Source organism: Alkalicaulis satelles, assembly GCF_008630495.1.
Taxonomy (GTDB): domain Bacteria; phylum Pseudomonadota; class Alphaproteobacteria; order Caulobacterales; family Maricaulaceae; genus Oceanicaulis; species Oceanicaulis satelles.
Genome location: NZ_VWOJ01000002.1, coordinates 454,767 through 474,118, shown reverse-complemented (window position 1 = coordinate 474,118; position 19,352 = coordinate 454,767). Strand labels below are relative to the sequence as shown.

At 68.2% G+C, this 19,352-nt stretch carries 19 protein-coding genes; 8 read left to right on the top strand and 11 right to left on the bottom strand.

What is annotated here, in order from left to right:
* Positions 1-121: 121 nt before the first annotated feature.
* A complete protein-coding gene (locus F1654_RS07910) occupies positions 122-553 on the top strand; it encodes a hypothetical protein (protein ID WP_150022985.1) in 432 nt (143 codons plus the stop codon).
* 42 nt (positions 554-595) lie between these two features.
* Positions 596-1,348 carry a hypothetical protein gene (locus F1654_RS07905; RefSeq protein ID WP_150022984.1) on the top strand — a complete coding sequence of 251 codons (753 nt, stop codon included), beginning with the start codon at positions 596-598 and terminating at the stop codon, positions 1,346-1,348.
* Between the two features lie 3 nt (positions 1,349-1,351).
* On the opposite strand, the gene F1654_RS07900 is transcribed toward F1654_RS07905, so the two are convergent.
* The 7 genes from F1654_RS07900 to rlmN all read right to left on the bottom strand — a co-directional run bounded on the left by F1654_RS07900 (position 1,352) and on the right by rlmN (position 7,890).
* Positions 1,352-3,043, bottom strand: coding sequence for an ABC transporter ATP-binding protein (locus F1654_RS07900; RefSeq protein WP_150022983.1), 1,692 nt, complete (start codon positions 3,041-3,043; stop codon positions 1,352-1,354).
* 74 nt (positions 3,044-3,117) lie between these two features.
* Positions 3,118-3,366, bottom strand: coding sequence for a DUF4170 domain-containing protein (locus F1654_RS07895; protein ID WP_150022982.1), 249 nt, complete (start codon positions 3,364-3,366; stop codon positions 3,118-3,120).
* Entirely contained in the window at positions 3,363-4,142 is a 780-nt protein-coding gene (locus F1654_RS07890) for a 3'(2'),5'-bisphosphate nucleotidase CysQ (RefSeq protein WP_233205188.1), read from the bottom strand. Before F1654_RS07890 ends, F1654_RS07895 begins: the two co-directional genes overlap by 4 nt.
* On the bottom strand, positions 4,129-5,505 hold the full coding sequence (locus F1654_RS07885; RefSeq protein ID WP_150022980.1) for a TldD/PmbA family protein: 1,377 nt from the start codon (positions 5,503-5,505) through the stop codon (positions 4,129-4,131). Before F1654_RS07885 ends, F1654_RS07890 begins: the two co-directional genes overlap by 14 nt.
* A 46-nt stretch (positions 5,506-5,551) precedes the next feature.
* Entirely contained in the window at positions 5,552-5,953 is a 402-nt protein-coding gene (locus F1654_RS07880; protein WP_150022979.1) for an MAPEG family protein, read from the bottom strand.
* Positions 5,954-5,973: 20 nt separating this feature from the next.
* Positions 5,974-6,642: a DsbA family oxidoreductase gene (locus F1654_RS07875; protein WP_150022978.1), complete on the bottom strand. Its 669-nt coding sequence runs from the start codon at positions 6,640-6,642 to the stop codon at positions 5,974-5,976.
* A gap of 75 nt (positions 6,643-6,717) precedes the next feature.
* Positions 6,718-7,890 (bottom strand): 23S rRNA (adenine(2503)-C(2))-methyltransferase RlmN, encoded by a 1,173-nt coding sequence (gene rlmN, locus F1654_RS07870; protein ID WP_150022977.1) that lies wholly within the window; start codon positions 7,888-7,890, stop codon positions 6,718-6,720.
* Positions 7,891-7,980: 90 nt separating this feature from the next.
* Between rlmN and F1654_RS07865 the strand changes: the two genes are divergently transcribed.
* Both F1654_RS07865 and F1654_RS07860 read left to right on the top strand, forming a co-directional pair.
* Positions 7,981-8,757, top strand: a complete 777-nt coding sequence (locus tag F1654_RS07865; RefSeq protein WP_150022976.1) for a DUF6065 family protein — start codon at positions 7,981-7,983, stop codon at positions 8,755-8,757.
* An 80-nt stretch (positions 8,758-8,837) separates the two neighbouring features.
* On the top strand, positions 8,838-9,272 hold the full coding sequence (locus F1654_RS07860) for a thermonuclease family protein (protein ID WP_150022975.1): 435 nt from the start codon (positions 8,838-8,840) through the stop codon (positions 9,270-9,272).
* Here F1654_RS07860 and F1654_RS07855 read toward each other — a convergent pair.
* The 4 genes from F1654_RS07855 to F1654_RS07840 form a co-directional block, all read right to left on the bottom strand.
* Positions 9,224-9,499 carry a DUF2061 domain-containing protein gene (locus F1654_RS07855; protein ID WP_150022974.1) on the bottom strand — a complete coding sequence of 92 codons (276 nt, stop codon included), beginning with the start codon at positions 9,497-9,499 and terminating at the stop codon, positions 9,224-9,226. The two genes, F1654_RS07860 and F1654_RS07855, sit on opposite strands and share 49 nt — an antisense overlap.
* A 125-nt stretch (positions 9,500-9,624) precedes the next feature.
* A complete protein-coding gene (gene rph / locus F1654_RS07850) occupies positions 9,625-10,347 on the bottom strand; it encodes a ribonuclease PH (RefSeq protein ID WP_150022973.1) in 723 nt (240 codons plus the stop codon).
* A gap of 105 nt (positions 10,348-10,452) precedes the next feature.
* Entirely contained in the window at positions 10,453-12,996 is a 2,544-nt protein-coding gene (locus F1654_RS07845; RefSeq protein WP_150022972.1) for a TonB-dependent receptor, read from the bottom strand.
* A 184-nt stretch (positions 12,997-13,180) separates the two neighbouring features.
* Positions 13,181-13,633 (bottom strand): hypothetical protein, encoded by a 453-nt coding sequence (locus F1654_RS07840; RefSeq protein ID WP_150022971.1) that lies wholly within the window; start codon positions 13,631-13,633, stop codon positions 13,181-13,183.
* A gap of 144 nt (positions 13,634-13,777) precedes the next feature.
* Between F1654_RS07840 and F1654_RS07835 the strand changes: the two genes are divergently transcribed.
* The 4 genes from F1654_RS07835 to F1654_RS07820 all read left to right on the top strand — a co-directional run bounded on the left by F1654_RS07835 (position 13,778) and on the right by F1654_RS07820 (position 19,315).
* Positions 13,778-14,893 carry a PQQ-dependent sugar dehydrogenase gene (locus F1654_RS07835; protein WP_150022970.1) on the top strand — a complete coding sequence of 372 codons (1,116 nt, stop codon included), beginning with the start codon at positions 13,778-13,780 and terminating at the stop codon, positions 14,891-14,893.
* A gap of 97 nt (positions 14,894-14,990) precedes the next feature.
* Positions 14,991-16,283, top strand: coding sequence for a serine hydrolase domain-containing protein (locus F1654_RS07830; protein ID WP_150022969.1), 1,293 nt, complete (start codon positions 14,991-14,993; stop codon positions 16,281-16,283).
* Positions 16,280-17,881 carry a GMC family oxidoreductase gene (locus tag F1654_RS07825; RefSeq protein ID WP_150022968.1) on the top strand — a complete coding sequence of 534 codons (1,602 nt, stop codon included), beginning with the start codon at positions 16,280-16,282 and terminating at the stop codon, positions 17,879-17,881. Before F1654_RS07830 ends, F1654_RS07825 begins: the two co-directional genes overlap by 4 nt.
* A gap of 18 nt (positions 17,882-17,899) precedes the next feature.
* On the top strand, positions 17,900-19,315 hold the full coding sequence (locus tag F1654_RS07820; RefSeq protein WP_150022967.1) for an aldehyde dehydrogenase family protein: 1,416 nt from the start codon (positions 17,900-17,902) through the stop codon (positions 19,313-19,315).
* Positions 19,316-19,352: the final 37 nt, after the last annotated feature.

The following is a 19,352-nucleotide window of genomic DNA, read 5'->3' as shown; positions in this document are numbered from 1 at the left end:
GCTGGCGGCGGGCGCGTCCGGCGCCGGGAAACGGGAGTGGGGCTTAGCCGCCTTGGCGGGCGTGATCAAGCGGCCCGCGCCTTGCAGGCTTGCGCTCAACACCTGCCGGAGACCGCATCCCATGTCCCTGATCGCCACACTTCTGGCCGCCTTCGCGCTGTCGAGCGCCCCGGATGTGTCAGCCCTGCAAGCCACAGCCGCCGATCTCAACGCCGAGGCCGCGGCGCGCGCCGAACGCCTGACGGACGCTTCGCAGGCTCAAACCCTGTCGCCGGATGACCCGGTGCTGGAGCAGCTGGGCCGGTTGTCAGCGCTGGCGGCCGACCATGCCCGCGCCATTGATGCGGCGCGCGGGGCGGGTGATCTGGCGTGTATTTTCAGAGGGCTGAGCGCGGATGCGGCCAGCTGGCCCGAGCGCCTTGACGCCGCCCCGGACGCCACTGAACAGGCCCGCGCCTGGCGCGAAATCGCCCGCATGGCCGATCACGCCGAACGCCTGTCGGCGGAGGCGATCCATTCGGGGCCCCCTGCGCCCTGTTCCGCCAGCCGGTAGGTTTCGGTCGCCGGAGCGGCGGATGGCGCTATACTCAACGCCATGATTGCGGCGGCTCTGGCCTTCCTTGCACTGGCGACTGCGCCCTCCGATGCGGCGGGCGAGGCCTATCAGCGCGGCGCCTGGGGCGAAGCGGAAGCCGCCGCCGCTCAAGCGCCGGACGCCCAAACCCTGACACTGGCCGCCCAGGCGGCGCTGGCCCCGCTCATGCTGGGCGAGATGACGCATGCGCCCCGGTCAGAGCGCCGTGCTGCGGCCCGGCGGGCCCAGACACTGGCGCGCGCGGCGCTGGAGGCCGATCCCGATCACGCTCCAGCGCATTTGCGCCTGGCCGCCGCGCTGGGCTTCGAGGCGCGTTATGTGAGTTCGGTGCGCGCCGCGCTCATGGGCCTGCCTCAGGAGGGGCGGCGCCATATCGAGACCGCCATGGCGCTCGACCCCGAGGATCCCTGGGGCGAAGGCATGCTGGGCGCCTGGCATATGGAGGTGGCGCGCCGGGGCCGTCCGGGCCTGTTCGGATCGGATGCGGAAGAGGGGCTGACGCTCTACCGCGCCGCTGCCGCGCGCGCCGGGGAGGATCCCTCGCTGGCCTTCCATTTCGCCCTCGCCCTGATCGCGGCCGACCCGGAGGCTCATGGCGCCGAGGCGCAAGCCCTGCTGGAGCAGGCGCAGGACGCTGATGCGCCGGGCGCGTTTGAAGACGCGATCCGCGCCGAGGCGGGGCGGCTGAAAACACTCTTGGCCAGCGACCCTGCGGGCGCCCGCCGCGAGGCGGTGCGCAGGCTGGAGGAATAGGGGTTATTCCTCGCGCAGCTGCAAAGCGCTGAGGCGGGCGTAGAGGCCGCCGGCGGCGCTGAGGCTGGCGTGATCGCCCTGCTCGGCGATGCGGCCCTGATCCAGCACATAGATGCGGTCGGCCTTGCGCACGGTGGACAGGCGGTGGGCGATGACCAGCGTGGTGCGCCCTTCGGCCAGGCGTTCCAGAGCGGCCTGCACGCGCGACTCGGCCTCGGCGTCCAGGGCGGAGGTGGCTTCGTCCAGCAAGAGGATCGGCGCGTCTTTCAATATGGCCCGGGCGATGGCGATGCGCTGGCGCTGGCCGCCTGACAGCTGGCTGCCCTTGGGCCCCACGGGCGCGTCATAGCCGCCGGGCAGAGCCATGATGAAATCATGGGCGTCGGCGGCCCTGGCGGCCTCGATCACCGCTTCGCGGTCTGCGTCCAGCCGGCCCAGCGCGATATTGGCGGCGACCGAATCATCAAACAGGGTGATATCCTGGCTGACCAGCGCCGCCGCCCCGCGCACGCTGGGCAGTGAGGCTGTACGGATGTCCTGGCCGTCGATCAGCACCCGGCCTTCATCGGGGTCATAGAGCCGGGCGGCGAGGTTCAAAAGCGTGGTCTTGCCCGATCCGGACGGACCGACCAGAGCCACCGTCTCGCCGGCGCGCGCCTCCAGCGTCACGCCGTCCAGCGCCGGGCGCGCGCCGTCATAGCCAAAGCGCACAGCCTCAAACCGGATGGCGCCGCCCGAGAGTGTCAGATGGCGCGCGCCGGGCGCCTCGGTCACCTGATCAGTCTCGTCGATCAGGGCGAAGACGCGGTCGAGGACGGCGAAGCCCTCCTGCACCGCCCCGGCCAGCGAGGCCAGGGCGCGCGCCGCCGGGCTGACCACCAAGATCGCCGCGACAATGCCCAGAAGATTGCTGATCCCGGCCTCGCCCTGCACGGCGCGCCAGCCCAGGATCACGAACACGCCCGCCAGGGCGATCATGCCGGCCACCTCCATCAGCGGCTCGATGCGCGCGCGCTGGCGGGTCATGGACATGAGCAAGCGGAAGCGTTCGGCGAAGCGCGCCCGGGCGCGGGCGTTGACGTAGTTTTCAAGCGTGAAGCTCTTGACCACCCGCGCGCCCGCCAGGCTTTCATCGAGAAAGCTGGTCACATCGCCCGCTTGCGTCTGGACCGCATCGGCGCGCTTGCGGATGGCCTTGCCGATCTTCAGCACGGGCTGGCCCACAAGCGGCAGCACCACCAGCACGTAGAGCGCCAGCAGCCAGTCGATCCACACCATCCAGGCGATCCCCAGGATCACCATGAACAGGTCGCGGGTGAGATTGTTGGCGGTGCGCACCAGGCTCTCGCGCAGCATGGTGATGTCATTGGTGAAGCGCGAGATCAGCGAGCCGGTGGCCTCGGCCTGCAGACGCGCGAAGTCGGCGGCGGCCAGCCTGGCGTACATGGCCGATTGCAGGTCGCGCATGATGGACAGGGCAAGCCGGTTGGTGGCCAGCGTCTGGCCGTAGAGCGAGGCGGCGCGGATGAGGCCGAGCGCGCCAATCAGGGCAGGCGCGGCCCACAACACGCGCGGGTCGGCCGCCTCGATCATCTGGCTGATAAGATGCACCGCCCCGGCATAGGACGAACCGGCCCCTGCCGTGATCAGGGACAGGATCACGCCCCAGCCGAACAGGGCGTAGCGCCCCGGCATCCACTCGCGCCACAGCCTGATGGCCAGGGCGCGGGAGGCCGGGCGCCCGGGGGGCGCGGAGGCGTCCGGCTGCGTCAGGACCCGCCGCTCCGGGCCGGGTCGAGCAGCTTGTGGGCGTGGATCACGAAATAGCGCATATGCGCATTGTCCACCGTGCTCTGGGCCGCCGCCCGCCAGGCGTCGCGGGCCGCCTCATAGCTGGGATAGGCGCCGACGAACTCGACTTGCGAGAGATCTTTGAACTCATGGGCGTCCGGGCCGATATCTTTCAGCTCGCCGCCGATGACAAGGTGCAGCAATTGCGGAGAATGGGTCTGGCTCATGGCTCTTCTTCCTGTGCGAGCCGCTCTAATAGCAAGGCGTGAAGCGCCGGGCCAGCGGCCAGCGGCGCCGGCTGGCGCGGCAGATCACGGTCATAGCGCAGCACATCGCCGGCGCGGTCAGTAATGCGCCCGCCGGCCTCGGTGACCAGCAAATGGCCGGCGGCCAGATCCCAGTCCCATTTCGGACGCACCGCCACCACCCCGTCAAACAGGCCCGAAGCGGCCAGCGCCAAGCGCAGGGCGGCGGAATTCACCGTGGAGGCCGTCGCGCCCATATCGCGCAGCGCCGTCAGCCGGCCCGGATCGCCCAGCAGGCGCGCGCCGGCGATAACGCCATGGCCGCTCATGCGCACCGGCTGGCCGTTGAGCCGCGCCCCGGCGCCCAGAGCCGCATCCCACAGGCGTTCGGTGGAGGGGTCGTAGACGGCGGCGGCCACCGGCGCGCCATTCTCGATCACGGCGACCGAGACGACGAATTCGGGCCGGCCTTTCAGGAAGGCGCGGGTGCCGTCGATGGGATCCACCACGAAGCTGCGCGCCGCGCTCAGGCGTGAGCGGTCATCGGCGGTTTCCTCCGACAGCCAGCCATAACCGGGCCGGGCGGGGATCAGGCGGTCCTTGAGCAGCGTGTCGGCGGCGATATCGGCCTCGCTGACCGGATCGCCCGCCGCCTTGTCCCAGGCTTTCAGCCCGCGCGCCCGGAACGCCAGCGCCAGCTGGCCCGCATCGCGGGCCGCGCGCGCGATCAGCGCCCGGTCGTCTTCAGCGCCCGCCAATCGACAAGCCTTCCACCAGCACGCTGGGCGAATTGAGCGCGCCGTCATACTCGATATCGGCCCCCGGAATGAGGCGGGCGAAAATATCCATGAGATTGCCCGCCACCGTGATCTCGCTGACCGGCCCGGCGCGCTGGCCGGCCTCGATGGCGAAGCCGGCCACGCCCACCGACCAGTCGCCGGTGTTGGCGTTGAGCGAGGGTCCGAACATGTCGGTGACCAGCAGGCCTTCGCCGGCTTCGGCGATGAGATCGTCCAGGCTCGCCTCGCCCGGCGCCAGATTCACATGGGACGCGCCCGCGCCCGGCGGTCCGCCCAGGCTGCGCCGGGCGTGGCCGGTGAGCGGCAGGCCCAGCTGGCGCGCGCTGGCGGCGTTGAGCAGCCAGGTGGTCAGGACGCCGTCCTCCACAAGGGCGCGCGGACGGCAGGCGACGCCTTCTCCGTCTGCGGCGCGCGCGCCAAAGCTCCAGTCCTTGAGCGGGTCCTCGATAATGTCGATGCCTTCGGCGAACACCCGCTCGCCCAGCTTGCCGCGCAGGAAGGACGTGCCGCGCGCGATCGACGGGCCGGAAATCGCGCCCAGCAGGGAGGACACGAACACGCCCGCCAGACGGCGCTCGAACACGACAGATCGCTTGCCCGAGGCCAGCTTGCCTGCGCCCAGGCGCGCCACGGCGCGCTCGCCGGCTGTGCGGCCGAGGCCTGCGGGATCCTTGAGATCACTGAAGCGGCGGGCGCTGTGGGTGTCGTAATCGCGCTCCATGGCCTCGCCGTTCTTGGCCACCGCCGCCACGCCCAGGCCATAGCGCGAGCTGCGCCGGGCGCTTTCAAATCCGTTGGAGGCGGCCACCGCCACCGCGCCGGCGCCCAGGCTGGCGCCCGCCGAGCTGACCATGGCCACGCCTTTGACGGCGCGCGCGGCCTCTTCCAGCGTCAGGGCGGCGGCTTCCAGCCCCGCCTCGTCCATGGCGGCGGGCTCATAAAGCGCGATCTCGGGCAGGGTGCGGGCCAGCGCCTCAGGCTCCACCAGTCCGCAATAGGGGTCTTCAGGCGCGATGCGGGCCATGGCGATGGCGCGCTCCACCGCCAGCTTTTGCCCGGCGGAAGAGAGATCGGAGAAGCTGACCCCGGCCTGGCGCTTGCCGATAAAGACGCGCAGACCCGCATCCCGGCTTTCGGAGCGCTCCAGCGCCTCCAGCGCGCCTTCACGCACGCCGGCCTCCAGCGCGCGTGATTCAGTCACGGCGGCCTCGGCGGCGTCCGCGCCCGCCTTCAGGGCGGCGTCGCGCAAGCTGCGGGCGATATCCAGGAGCGCCGCCGGATCCGGCGCGCCGTCACGGGCGGGAGATGAGGTGTCGGTCATGGCTTGGCACATAGCCCGCGCCGCCGCGCGGAGCAATGCGGGGCCATCAGATCAGGGCGTGGATGGCGAGCCCTGCGCCCAGCAGGAGATAGACGATCAGGGTCAGGAGCGTGCCCAGAATCCGGCCCACGCTGCGGCCTGCATTCTGCGACAGGCCCCAGCCGTGGAGGATGCGCCCTGCCGTGAGCATCACGCCCAGCACATGGATGGCGATGACTGGCGCGCCCAGCGCGGCGGCGGCCACCAGGCCGACCAGGGCCGCCGGGGTCCATTCCGCGCCATTGGCGTGAGCGCGGCTGGCGCGGCTCAGCGTTTCATTGCCGCCATGGCCTATGCCCACCCCGGACTTGTTGCGCTGGACCATGACCAGAACGCCCAGCACCAGAAGAATGAGGATATTGAGCCCCACATAGAGCCCCGCCGCCGTCATCGCCGTCATGTCCGTCATCGCTCTCTCCCCAAAAACTGTCAGTCTTCCCCGGCCGCCGGGGTTTTGGCCGCCTTGCGGATGGCGTCAGCCAGAACATCCGGCGCTTCGGCGCCCGACACCGCAAAGCGGCCGTTGAAGATGAAGCAGGGCACGCCCTGAACGCCCAGCGAGCGGTAGAACTGCTCCTCGCGCTGCACCTCGGCGCTGTCGCGGTCCGTGGCCAGTAGATCGCGCACGGTGTCGGCGTCCAGCCCGGCCTCGCCGGCGATTTCAACGAGAACGTCCGCATCGCCGATATCGCGCCGGTCCTCGAAAAACGCCTTGTGGATCAGGTCAAGCGCGGCCTCGCCCAGCCCCTGACCTTGCGCCCAGCGCACCAGGCGGTGGGCGTCCAGCGTGTTGGGACGGGTCTCGATGGAGTCGAAATTGAACACGATGCCGGCTTGCGGCCCGGCCTGTTCGAGATGGGCGCGCATGGCGCTGAAGCGCTCGGCGGCGCCGGCGCTGGCCACCTTGCGGGCCATATAGTCGCGATAGGGCAGTCCGCCGCGCGGCACGGCGGCGTCCAGCTGGAAGGGGCGCAGAATGGTTTCGGTTTCGATCTCCGGGGCCAGCGCCCGGGCCTGGCGCCAGTAGCGCAGGCCCAGCCAGCACCACGGACACACCGGATCGGTCACCAGATCGACAGAGACAGGGGCAGCGTTCATGGGCGCCAAGCTAGCGCGATTTGGCGTGGAGGGAATGCGCGTTTTTGTGCCGGATCAGGCCGGAAGACGCCATGATCATTCCGCGCCGGCGCCGGTTGCGCCCTCCCGCTCCAGCCGCACCCGCTCGCTGGCGCGCATCTTGACGCTTTCGCTTTTGAGCTGACCACAGGCGGCGAAAATGTCCCGGCCGCGCGGGGTGCGGATCGGGCTGGCGTAGCCGGCGCGGTTCACGATGTCGGCGAAGCGCTCGATGGTCTCCCAGTCCGAGCACTCATACGGGCTGTCCGGCCAGGGATTGAACGGGATCAGATTGATCTTGGACGGCACGCCCTGCAGCAGGCGCACCAGGGCCCTGGCCTCGGCCGGTGAGTCATTGACGCCCTTGAGCATCACGTATTCGAACGTCACCCGGCGCGCATTGGACAGGTCGGGATAGGCGCGGATGGCGTCCATCAGCTCGGCGATGGGGTATTTTTTATTGAGCGGCACCAGCTCGTTGCGCAGATCATCGTTGGTGGCGTGCAGGCTGATGGCCAGCATGGCGCGGGTGCGCTCGCCCAGCTCGACGATCTTGGGGACCACGCCGGAGGTGGACACGGTGGTGCGCCGCCGGCCGATGGCCATGCCGTCCCCGTCCGAGATCACGTCGATGGCGTCGCTGACCGCGTCGAGATTATAAAGCGGCTCGCCCATGCCCATGAACACGATATTGGTGATCTTGCGGTCCTCGTTGGAGGTCGGCCATTCGCCCAGATCGTCGCGCGCGATCATCACCTGGGCGGCGATCTCGGCGGCGGTGAGATTGCGCACCAGCTTCTGGGTGCCGGTATGGCAGAAGGTGCAGTTGAGGGTGCAGCCCACCTGGCTGGACACGCACAGCGCCCCGGACTTGCCCACATCGGGGATGAACACCGTCTCGGCTTCCACGCCCGGGGCGAACCGGATCAGGTATTTGCGCGTGCCGTCCACGCTGACCAGGCGCTCCACGATCTCCGGGCGCGCCAGCGTGAAGCGCTCCTTGAGCGCGCTGCGCAAATCCTTGGAGACATTGGTCATCGCGTCAAAGTCAGTGACGCCGTAATGATAGATCCAGCGCCATAGCTGATCGGCGCGCATTTTCGCCTTCTTCGCGTCGGTCAGGCCATGGGCGACTAGACAATCGCGCAATTGCGCGCGCGTGAGGCCGGCCAGGCTTTGCGGGCCGGGCGCGGGACGGTTGGCGAAATCAAGGTTCAGCGCGGTGCTCATGGCCGCGCGATATACGCCAATCAGGACCAAATTGCGAGGGTGCGCGACGCGCCCTTGAAAGCCGGGGCCGGTTCGCGTCAAGTGCGGCCCATGAAACTCATCTGCCATACCCTCTCGGGCGAGGACCCGCCCATCCGCCCCGCCTCCCAGAAGCGCCAGTGGATGGATGACACGCCTGAATCCTTCGCCTATCGCTGCCTGCCCCTGGTGGTGGCCAACCAGCATGGCTGGGAGGTCTTCGCCCCCCATGGCCTGACCGCGCGCTGGAATGGCGGGGTCGCCATGGACGATGTGGAGGTGGAGCTTGACCAGCCGCTCTCCATGGGCCGGCCGGGCTCGGCCATGGCCAATTTCGGCTCCGGCGTTCTCACCTTCGAGATGGGCTTCCTTTTGCGCACCCCGCCAGGCTGGAATATCTGGGTGCAGGGTCCGGTCAACCAGCCCAAGGACGGCATCGCGCCGCTCACCGGCGTGATCGAGACCGACTGGAGCCCCTATACCTTCACCATGAACTGGCGCTTCACCCGGCCGGGCGAAGTGCGCTTCGAGGCCGGCGAGGCCATCGCCCATCTGTTCCCGGTGCGCCGCGATCTGTTCGAGCGCATCCAGCCCGAACTGCGCTCCATTCACGCCGACCCGAAAACCGCCGGGCAGCTCGATATCTGGCGCGAGAGCCGGTCGGACTTCATGAAGCGGCTGAAAACCCACGATCCCCAGGCGGCCGAGGAGAAATGGCAAAAGGGCTATTTCCGCGGGCTGAAGCCCGATGGAACCAAGGGTCCGGCCGATCACAAGACCAAGCTGCGCGTGCGCCCCTTCGCCCCGGCGCCAGACAAGCCGGGCAAGCCCGGACGGCGGCGCGGCTAGGAATAGTGCTTTCCTGCCGAAGATAATTTTCCTATTCTGGGGGCATGAGAGCGCTCTTCGCCCTAGTCGCGTGTTTTGTAATGACTGCGCAACCTGCCGTCGCGCAAGCCCTGCCCGGACCCGTTCCGGCAGAGGTGCTTCATATTGTGGACGGGGATACGGTGGGGGTGCGCGCCCATACCTGGCCGGGCCAGTATGTGGAGATCCGCGTGCGCCTGCGCGGCGTGGATGCGCCCGAGATCCGGCGGGTGGCGTGCGAGGCCGAGCGCGTGAAGGGCCATGAGGCCACCGGCTTCACCCGCGACTGGCTGAGCGCGCCCGATGGCGAGGGCTTCGCCCCGGTCATGCTGACCGAGATCGGGCCGGACAGTTTCTGGGGCCGGGTGGTGGCGCGCATTGTGCGCGAGGCCGATGGCGCGGACCTGTCAGAGGATCTGATGGCGGCCGGCCTGGCCGTGCCCTTCCGTCAGACCGGGCCCTGGTGCGAGGGCGAAGCGGGCGAGGCGGCGCGCTGACGCTCCGCCCGCGCCCAGGCGCGCTCGTGCAGCACATAGGCGAGGGTCTGCGCTGCCGGCTCGATCAGCCCCACCGCCAGCGCCGCGCGCCAGTCGCCGGTAAGCGCGAACACCACCGCCATGGCCACCACCATATGGGTCAGGCCATAGGTCAGCGTTTTCAGCACCGCGCGCGGCGGCGCCAGGCGGGCGGGCGGGTGGAACAGGATGCGGGCCAGGGCGGTCATGACGGGTCTCCGGCGAAAGGGCCGAAGATGAGACTGACTTGCAATTACGCATCCGGCAAGCGCTAAAGCCGATTGACCCCATGAATAATGAGGATCGCAGCGATAGGGCGCGTCTATGAGCGTGCCTATGAGCGGCCCGCTAGCGCCGCGCTCTGGGCGTCGCACAGGGCCGACACGCCCCGGCGGGCCAGGGCGAACAGGGCGTCGAACTCGCCCTGGCTGATCGGCTTGTCCTCGGCGGTGGCCTGCACCTCCACCACCCCGCCCCCGGCGGTGAGCACGAAATTGGCGTCGGTTTCGGCGACCCGGTCTTCCTCGTATTCTAGATCCAGGCGCGCCTCGCCGCCAATAATGCCCGCCGACACGGCGGCCAGCTGGGCGTGGACGGGATCGGTCTTGATCACGCCCTCCTCTTTCAGCCACAGGCAGGCCGATTTCAGCGCCAGCCAGGCGCCGGTGATGGCCGCGGTGCGCGTGCCGCCATCGGCCTGCAACACGTCGCAATCGATCAGGATCTGGCGCTCGCCCAGCGCCTTGAGATCGATGCACGCGCGCAAGGAGCGCCCGATCAGGCGCTGGATTTCCTGGGTGCGCCCGGACGGCTTGCCGGAGGTGACCTCGCGGCGGGTGCGCTGATGGGTGGCGCGCGGCAGCATGGCGTATTCGGCCGTCACCCAGCCGCGCCCCTGGCCGCGCAGCCAGGGCGGCGTCGCCTCGTCCACGCTGGCGGTGCACAGCACATGGGTGTCGCCCAGCTTCACCAGGCAGGAGCCTTCGGCATAGGGGCTGAAGCCCATCTCGAAGCGGACCGGACGCAGGGCGTCGCTCTGGCGGCCGTCAGGGCGCATGGGCAGTCTCCGTGGCTGGCGTCTGGCGCGCGTGGGCGCGGACAAAAAGAAAGCGGCGCCGGGATGATCCCGGCGCCGCGTTATAGTCAGGCCCGTGAGCGGCGCCTAGAAGCGCGCGCGCAGGGTTACGCCATACGTGCGCGGGTCGCCCGGATAGACATTGATGGAGCCGGGCTGGCCCACAGATTCGAAATTACCTTGCTGGTACTCTTCCTCGAACAGGTTGCGCACCCAGAGCTGCATCTGCCAGTCGCCGTCCCGGTTGCCGAAGCCCACAGAGGCGTTGACCAGCTCGGTTGAGCCCACCGCGCGGCGCGGATTGAAATTGCCCGCCAGGGTGCGTTCGCCCACATAGGAATAGTCCGCCCGCACAAATCCTTCCAGCGTGTCGCCGAAGGGATGGGTGTACATGGCGCTGAACGTGGCGGTCAGGTCCGGCGTCTGGCGGTCCTGGCCGGTGGAGTTCTGCGTGGTCACCGGCAGGCCGGTCACCACATTGATGGAACGGCCGCACTGGCCGGCGGGCACGTCGGCCGGCGAGGCGAAAATGCCCGCCACCACCGCCTGGTCAGGATAGCAGGCGTTGGAATCGAAGGATTTGAACTTCGATTCGAACATGTAGGTGAAGCCGCCCGACAGCAGGAGCCGCTCGAACGGACGCGAGAAGAACTCGAACTCGAAGCCGGTCAGCTGCACTTCACCGGCGTTCTGCAGGCCAAAGCCCGAGCCGGTGAAGATATTGGCCTGGAAGTCCTCCAGGTTCTGGCGGAACAGCGCCATATTGACCTGGGTGGTGCCGTCGAAGATCAGCGCCTTGGCGCCCAATTCGATGGCGGTGGAGATTTCCGGCTCGAACTCGAACACGCCGGTCAGGGCGGCGTTGGCCGAGACGTTGAAGCCGCCCGCTTTGAAGCCGCGCGAATAGCTGGCGTAGATATTGGTGTTGTCCGTCAGCTGATAGGACGCGATCAGATTGCCCGAGACATTGTCCTCGGAGCGGTCGGCGGTGAAGCCCGGCGCAGGCGGGTTGAACTGCAGCGGCGTCAGCGCCAGGAACGGGTTGACGGCCGGATCGGTGGAGCCGGCGGCGGCAAAGGCCTGAAGGGCCTGGAATTGAGCCGGGAAACCGGCGGCGAAGGCGCCGATATTGGCCGGGGTGGGCGCCAGGCCGGTCTGGGTCTGGAACGCCTGGGCGAAGATCACCTGTTCGCCCAGCCCGATGAGATCCACCGCAGACCAGGGATCGACGATGTCGATATCGGCCACGATGTCCTTGGTCTCGCGGGTGTAGCGCAAGCCCCCGGTCAGGGTCAGGCGGTCATTGACATGCCAGTCCACCTGACCAAACACCGACCAGGACTTGGTGTTGTAGACATAGTCTTCTTCACGCAGGCCCTGGCCCTCGCCCAGGAACAGGCCGGCAGGCGCGCCCACCAGGCTTTCCACCGTGGTGATGGCGCCGCCGGTCAGGGCGTCGGCGAAGGCGCGCAGCTGCGAGCCATAGGGCGTCTGGTTGTTATGGCGCAGCGTGTTGTCATAGTAGAAACCGCCCAGCAGCCAGTCGAAATCGCCGCCGCCGTCAGAGGTCAGGCGGACCTCCTGGGTGAAGGTGTCGTAGCGCTGGGTGATCAGGCGGTCGCCGGCCAGATCGAGATTGGTGAAGTCCGCGTCGATATTCTGGTTCTCGAAATAGTTCCGGAACGCGGTGATGGAGGTGAAGGTGAAGCCGTCGAACTGATGGTCGATCTGGGCCGACACGCCGCTATTGCGGTTCTCGGTGAAGACCGGATTGTCGATGGCGATCTGGTAGTTCCACGGATTGGGATCGAGCAGCGTGCCGCCCAGGGCCGGGATGGCGCCCAGCGAAGCCGGGGCGTAGAAGAAGAACGGCGCGGCGCAGCACTGCTCGTCAATCTCCGAATAGTCGGCGATGAAGCGCACCTGGGTGTTGTCAGAGACCTCCCACAGCAGCTGGGCGCGCGTGCTCCAGCGGTCGCGGTCATTGAGCTCGCGCCCGTCCGTGACATTGCGCACGAAGCCGCCGCGGACATTGCGGTTGGCGTCCAGGCGGAAGGCCAGGCGGTCTTCCACCAGCGGGCCGGTCACGGTGCCGCGCAGGATGCGGCCTTCATGGCTGGCAAGGGTCACCTCGGCCTGGCCGCCATATTCAAACTCCGGCGCCTTGGAGATGAAGCTGATCACGCCGGCGGGCGTGTTGCGGCCGAACAGGGTCGATTGCGGTCCGCGCAGGACCTCGATCCGCTCCAGAGAGAGGAAGTCATTGATGGCCGCGCCCTGGCGCGCCATGAACACGCCGTCCACGAACACGCCCACCGAGGCCTCGAGGCCCGGGTTGAAGGTGTCGGTGCCCAGCGAGCGGATCGAGAAGGTCTGGTTGGTCGATGAGGCGGCCTGTCCCACCTCCAGCGACGGCACCAGGAATTGCAGGTCGCGCGCATCGCGCACCTGGGCCATTTCCACCGTCTCGCCGGTGACGACGGCGACGGCGACCGGCACTTCCTGCAGGGTCTGTTCGCGTTTCTGTGCGGTAACGGTGATCACGTCGACCTGCGCCTGGGCGGCGGTGGTGACGAGTCCAGCGGCCAGCGCGGTCGCGCCCAGCACGCCCGCTTTGGTGAATCGTTTCATGTCGGGCTTCCTCCCCCTTAATGATGACGCCGGGGCAGCCTTGACCCGGCTGTTCTCCCGTACATCCCAAATCCTAAGCAGGCTTTACGTCATTGTCATGCGCTGATCGTCATGTCAGCCAGACAGGCCGCTCGCCCCCGCGCCAGCGTGGCGTAAAGGCCACATGGGCCGTTAACGATCCATATCAGATTGCAGATTTTTCGCGCCTTGGCGTCAGGCCTGCGAAAATCAGCCCGGAAATCAGGCCCAGCAGTGCCTGAACGCCTTGCCCGGCGAGGCTGCGCGCGCCGGCGATGGGCTGCACGCCGAAGAAGACCGGCTCCATCAGCGCCAGCATCACCGCCATCGCTGTCAGCCCCGCCGCACCCAGCACCAGCGCGCGCGGCAGGCGCGTCAGGCGCGCGGCCAGAACGCCGGCCGGGAACGCGATCAGGAAAGCGATGGCGATCAGCGCGCCGTAAAGCGGCGCCAGCCCGGCCAGATCGTGCGCGATATGACCGGTGATGTCGCCAGCGCCCAGCGGCGCGCCGATCGCGGCCAGGTCCGCCAGCACGAAAGCGCTCTGGGCCATTGTGCCGGCGACGGCCATGAAAGCCGCGGCGGCGATCCAGGCGAGCGCAATGCGGATCAGGCCCATGGGCGGTTATCCCCGGCTGAAAACGCGCGCCCACGGGTGTGCAGGCGCGCCGTGCGGGCTATGATGGACCAGATGTGGTCTGAACGTAAATGCGCCAGCATCCCGAAACATGCGGCGCTGGGCCTTTCAAGGAGCGCCTGAGCCATGATGATGGTCCGTCTCGCCGCCGCCGCCAGCCTTGTCGCGTTAGCCGGATGCAGCGATCCGCCGCGCTCATGGCAGGCGCAGGACATTGATCCGGCGAACTATCAGCTGACAGTGATCGCTTCCGGCCTCAACCATCCCTGGGGTCTGGCCTTCCTGCCCGATGGCGCCATGCTGGTGACCGAGCGCAATGGCGCGGTGCGCCTGATAGACGGCGATGGCAATCTCCAGGACGCCGCCGTGACCGGCGGGCCGGACGATGTGTTCGCGGGCGGGCAGGGCGGCTTGCTGGACATCGTGCTGGCGCCTGATTTCGAAACCAGCGGGCTGGTCTATATCAGCTACTCGGCCGGAACGGCCTCGGCCAATCACCCCGCCCTGTGGCGCGGACGCTTTGACGGCCAGGGCTTCAGCGGCGGCGAGACGGTTTTCCGCGCCGTCCCGGACCGCGCCACCGAGCATCATTATGGCGGGCGCATGGTCTTCCTGCCCGACGGATCGCTGGTGCTGACCCTGGGCGACGGCTTCGCCTATCGCGAGCGCGCCCAGCACCGCGATGATCATCTGGGCGCCATCGTGCGCCTGACGCACGGCGGTGCGGCGCCGGAGGACAATCCCTTCCATGCCGGGGGCGGGGCTGCGGCTTATGTCTACAGCTATGGCCACCGCAATGTGCAGGGCCTGGCGTTTGATCCGCAGACCGGCGTCTTGTGGTCCCACGAGCACGGCCCGCGCGGCGGCGACGAGCTCAACGTGATCGAGCCGGGGGTGAATTATGGCTGGCCCGTCGTCAGCCAGGGGATCGATTACACCGGCGCGCGCATCTCGCCCTTCGAGACCCTGCCGGACTTCCCCGAACCGGTCCATGTCTGGACGCCGTCCATCGCCCCGTCCGGCCTGGCCCTGCATGAGGGCGATCTCTATGTGACGGCGCTGGCCGGAAGAGCCCTGCACCGGCTGGAGCTGGATGATCAGGGCCGCGTGGCGCGCGAGACCCGGCTGCTCACAGAGCGCGGCCAACGCCTGCGCCATGTGCTGAGCGGGCCGGACGGCGCGCTCTGGCTGCTCACCGATGCGCCCGACGGCCAGGTGCTGCGGCTGACCCCGGCGCCCTGAGCGCTCGAGAGAGTGACTGGCGTTTCGGGCGTGAAAGGTGTTCACTCCCCCAAGTGACGACTCGCCATGACAAGGCGGGCGCATGGGGAGGACATACATGCTCAAGCGTATTGTGATCGGCGTTGTGGCGCTGGCAGTGGCGGCCGCGGTCGCTGCAGCCGGCTGGTATTACCGGCCCTGGTCGCCGTTTTCACCGGCCTCCGTGAGGGCGCTGGATGATCCGGCGGCCTATCCTGAAACCTTCCAGCGCATGGACGAGATCCTGCCCTCCAGCCCGATCGCAGCCCCGGCGCCGTCGCCGCTGGAGCGCGCGCCCGCGCCGCTGGAAATCGCCTATGAGTGGCTGGGTGAGGACAAGGCGCTGGACGCCTATCTGGAGGAAGGCCGGGTCACCGGCCTCACCGTGCTGCGCGATGGCGTGGTGGTGGCCCAGGACTTCCGCCACGGCGCCGGCCCGGACACGCGCTTCACCTCGTGGTCGGTGGCCAAGAGCGTGGTGGCGGTGCTGATCGCCCGGGCGGTGGAGCTGGGGCTGATCGAGAGCCTGGATGATCCGGCCGAGCGCTATGCGCCGCAATTTGCCGGGACCGATTATGGCGCGGTGAGCCTGCGCCATCTGCTGATGATGTCAGCGGGGGTGGACTTCAACGAGGAATACTCGCCAGAACGTCCCTCCGACGTGCGCCCGCTCTTCTTCAACGCCTTCATTCTGGGCCGCGATGTGGACGCCATGGTGGGCGAGATCCGCTCCAACCGGGCGCCGGGCGAGGACAATCATTATGTCAGCCCCAACTCCCATGTGCTCTCGGCGGTGGTGCGCGGCGCATGGGACGCGCCGCTGGCGCAGATCGTGGAGCGTGAGCTGTGGGCGGCGCTGGGCATGACCGGGGCGGCGAGCTGGCTGCAGAACCGCGCCGATGGCCGCGCCATTCCCATCGGCTATTGCTGCCTGCAGGCCACCAGCGAGGACTATGCCCGCTTCGGCCAGTTCCTGTTGCAAGATGGCGTGTGGAACGGTGAAGCGCGATTGCCCGAAGGCTTCGTGAATCAGGCCGGCGTGCCCAATGCGCCCTTCCAGGAGCCGGGCGCCACGCCCTATCCGGGCCGGGGCTATGGCCTGCATTTCTGGGTGCCCGAGAATTATGACGGCGAGTTCTACGCTGCGGGCGTGTTCGGCCAGTATATCTGGATCGACCGGCGGCGCGGCGTGGTGATCGCCCAGAATGCCGGAGATCCGGTCTGGGATGTGCGTTATCCTGAAGCCGTGACCGTCTTCCGCGCCATCGCCGAACATGTGGCGCCGCTGGATGCGGGCGGCGATGATGGCGGGCCCGGGACCGGTGAGGCGGGCGATGGCGGCGATGAGGGCGAGGGGGGCCTCGAGCCGTGAGCGCGGTCTATGACTATGTCATCGCCGGGGCGGGCTCGGCGGGCTGCGTGCTCGCCAACCGCCTGTCCGAAGACCCGTCGGTCACGGTCTGCCTGATCGAGGCGGGCGGCAGCGACAAGAAGGCGGTGATCCGCACGCCCATGCTGTTGCAGTTCGCCATCACCGACGAGGCCATCAACTGGAATTACTGGACCGAGCCCCAGCGCCACCTCCATGGCCGCAAGCTCTACTGGCCGCGCGGCAAGACGCTGGGCGGCTCCTCCTCCATCAACGCCATGCATTACATGCGCGGCGCCTGGGAGAATTATGACGAGTGGGAGCAGGTTTATGGCGCCCAAGGCTGGGGCCGCGAGGCGGCGCTGGAGGCCTTCACCCGTGTGGAAAACAACGAAAATCACGGCGCGCCCTGGCACGGCAAGGGCGGGCCGCTCAACGTCAAGACCATCGCCCCCCTCAACCCCCTGACCGAGCGCTATTACGAAGCCTGCCGGGCCCGCCAGATCCCGGAGAACCCGGATCATAACGGCGAACGCCAGGAAGGCTTCGGCCCCTATCAGGTGACCCAGAAGGGCGGCAAGCGTTGCTCGGCGGCGGACGCCTTCCTGCGCCCGGCCCTCAAACGCCCCAATCTCACCGTGATCACCGGCGCGCTTGCCCGGCGCATCGTGATCGAGGAGGGGCGCGCGACGGGGCTGGAGATCGAGGTTGAGGGCGAGGTGCGCGTCATCGAGGCCGCGCGCGAGGTGATCGCGTCAGGGGGCGCCATCAACTCGCCCCAGCTGCTGATGCTGTCCGGAATCGGGCCGGGCGATCATTTGCGCGAGCATGGCATTTCGGTGGAGGCGGACCTGCCCGGCGTGGGCGCCAATCTGCAGGACCATCTCGACATCATGGCGCGCGCCTCAACGCGCAAGCCCACCTCCATCGGCTATTCGCTGCAAAAATTGCCTGCCACCGCGCGCGACGTGCTGCAATGGGCGCTCACCGGCACGGGGCCGTTCACCGTCAATCCGGTGCAGGGCTGCGGCTTTGTGAAATCGAGCCGGGCGCGCGATCTGCCCGACATCCAGCTGGTCTTCATCCCTGCTCGTGGCAGTCCTCATGGGCGCGAAACCATGACCGGCCATGGCATTATGGTCCATGCCTGCCATCTCTATCCCCAAAGCCGCGGGAGTTTGCGGCTGGCCAGCGCGGACCCGTCCGATCCGGTGCTCATCGATCCCAACTATATGGATCATGAGGAGGATGCGGAGGTGATGACCGATTGCCTGGAGATCGCCCGCGACATCCTTCTGAGCGACGCCTTTGACGGCGAATTCAGGGAGCTGGAGCTGCCGGCGAAAACCGATGGCTCGCGCGCCGAGCTGCTCGACCATGTGCGCGCCAACGCCGAGACGCTCTACCATCCCACCTCGACCTGCGCGATGGGAAGCGGCGAGCTCGCCGTCACCGATCCGCAATGCCGGGTGCGCGGCGTCAAGGGCTTGCGCGTGGTGGACGCCTCGGTCATGCCGCGCCTGGTCGGCGGCAACACCAACGCCCCCACCATGATGATCGCCACGCGCGCTGCCGATATGATCATTGCGGACAGAAGCTGAAGAAGGATGACGCCCCTCATGAGCGATGCTGACCCCATGGCCCGCCTCAACACGGTGTTCGCCGGCCAGAAAGCCGCCTTCGAGGCCGAGCGCCACCGGCCCATCACTGAGCGCAAGTCCGACCTGAAAAAGCTCGAAGCCATGGTCAAGGCGCGCGCCGATGACTTCGCCAAGGCCATTGACGCCGATTTCGGGCGCCGCTCGAAGGCCGAGACCGCCGTGGCCGAGGCCGGCTTCGTCATCGCTACAGCCAAGCATGCGCGCAAGCATCTCGATCTGTGGGCGGCGGCCAAGCGCAAGCCGGTGCCGCCCACCATGGCGCCGGGCAAGGCCTATGTGCGCCGCGAGCCCAAGGGCGTGGCGGGCATCGTCTCGCCGTGGAATTACGCCATGCAGCTGGCGCTGGCGCCGCTGGCCGCCGCGCTGGCGGCCGGCTGCCGGGTGATGATCAAGCCCAGCGAGTTCACCCCGAACACCGCCGAACTGCTCCGCGAGAGCCTGTCAAAGCTCTATGCCGAGGATCATGTGGCGGTGATCGAAGGCGGACCGGATATGGCCAAGGCCTTCTGTTCGCTGCCCTTCGATCATCTTTTCTATACCGGCTCCACCCCGGTGGGGCGGATGGTGGCCCAGGCGGCGGCGGCCAATCTGACGCCGGTGACGCTGGAGCTGGGCGGCAAGTCGCCCGCCGTCATCGCATCCGATTTCAGCCTGGACGAGGCCGCCAAGACAATCGCCTGGGGCAAGTTCTTCAATGCCGGACAGACCTGCGTGGCGCCGGACTACGCCCTGGCGCCCAAGGGCGGGCAGCAGGCCTTCGCCCAGGCGGTGCTGCGCGAGGCGGACGCCATGTGGCCGGACGTGGCGGGCAATGGCGATTACACCGCCATCATCTCCGAAAAGCACCATGCGCGCCTGACCGCCCTGGTCGACCAGGCCCGCGCCGCCGGGGCGCAGGTGATGCAGGCCGAATTCGATGCGGCCAAAGCGGGCAATACCCGCGTCTTCCCGCCGACCGTGGTGGTCGATCCGCCGCTGGACAGCGCCCTGATGCGCGAGGAGATTTTCGGCCCCGTCCTGCCGGTGCTCGGCCATGACGGGCTGAAGGATGCGGCGCGCTTCGTCAATGAGCGCGACCGGCCGCTGGCGCTCTATGTGTATTCGAAATCGAAACAGACCGCGCGCAAATTCCTGGCCTCCACACTGTCCGGCGGCGCGGCGGTGAATGTGCCCATGCTGCATTTGTCGGTGGAGGATTTGCCCTTTGGCGGGGTCGGCGCGTCGGGCCAGGGCGCCTATCACGGCGAGACGGGCTTCCTGACCTTCACCCATGAGCGCGCCGTGTTCGAGGCGCCGGTCTGGCACCCCAGCCGCCTCATCTTCCCGCCCTATGGCAAGATGTTCGAATTCTTCAAGAAGCTGCAGGCGGGCTGACGGCGCAAATCGGGTGAACGGCGTTCATTTTGCGCTC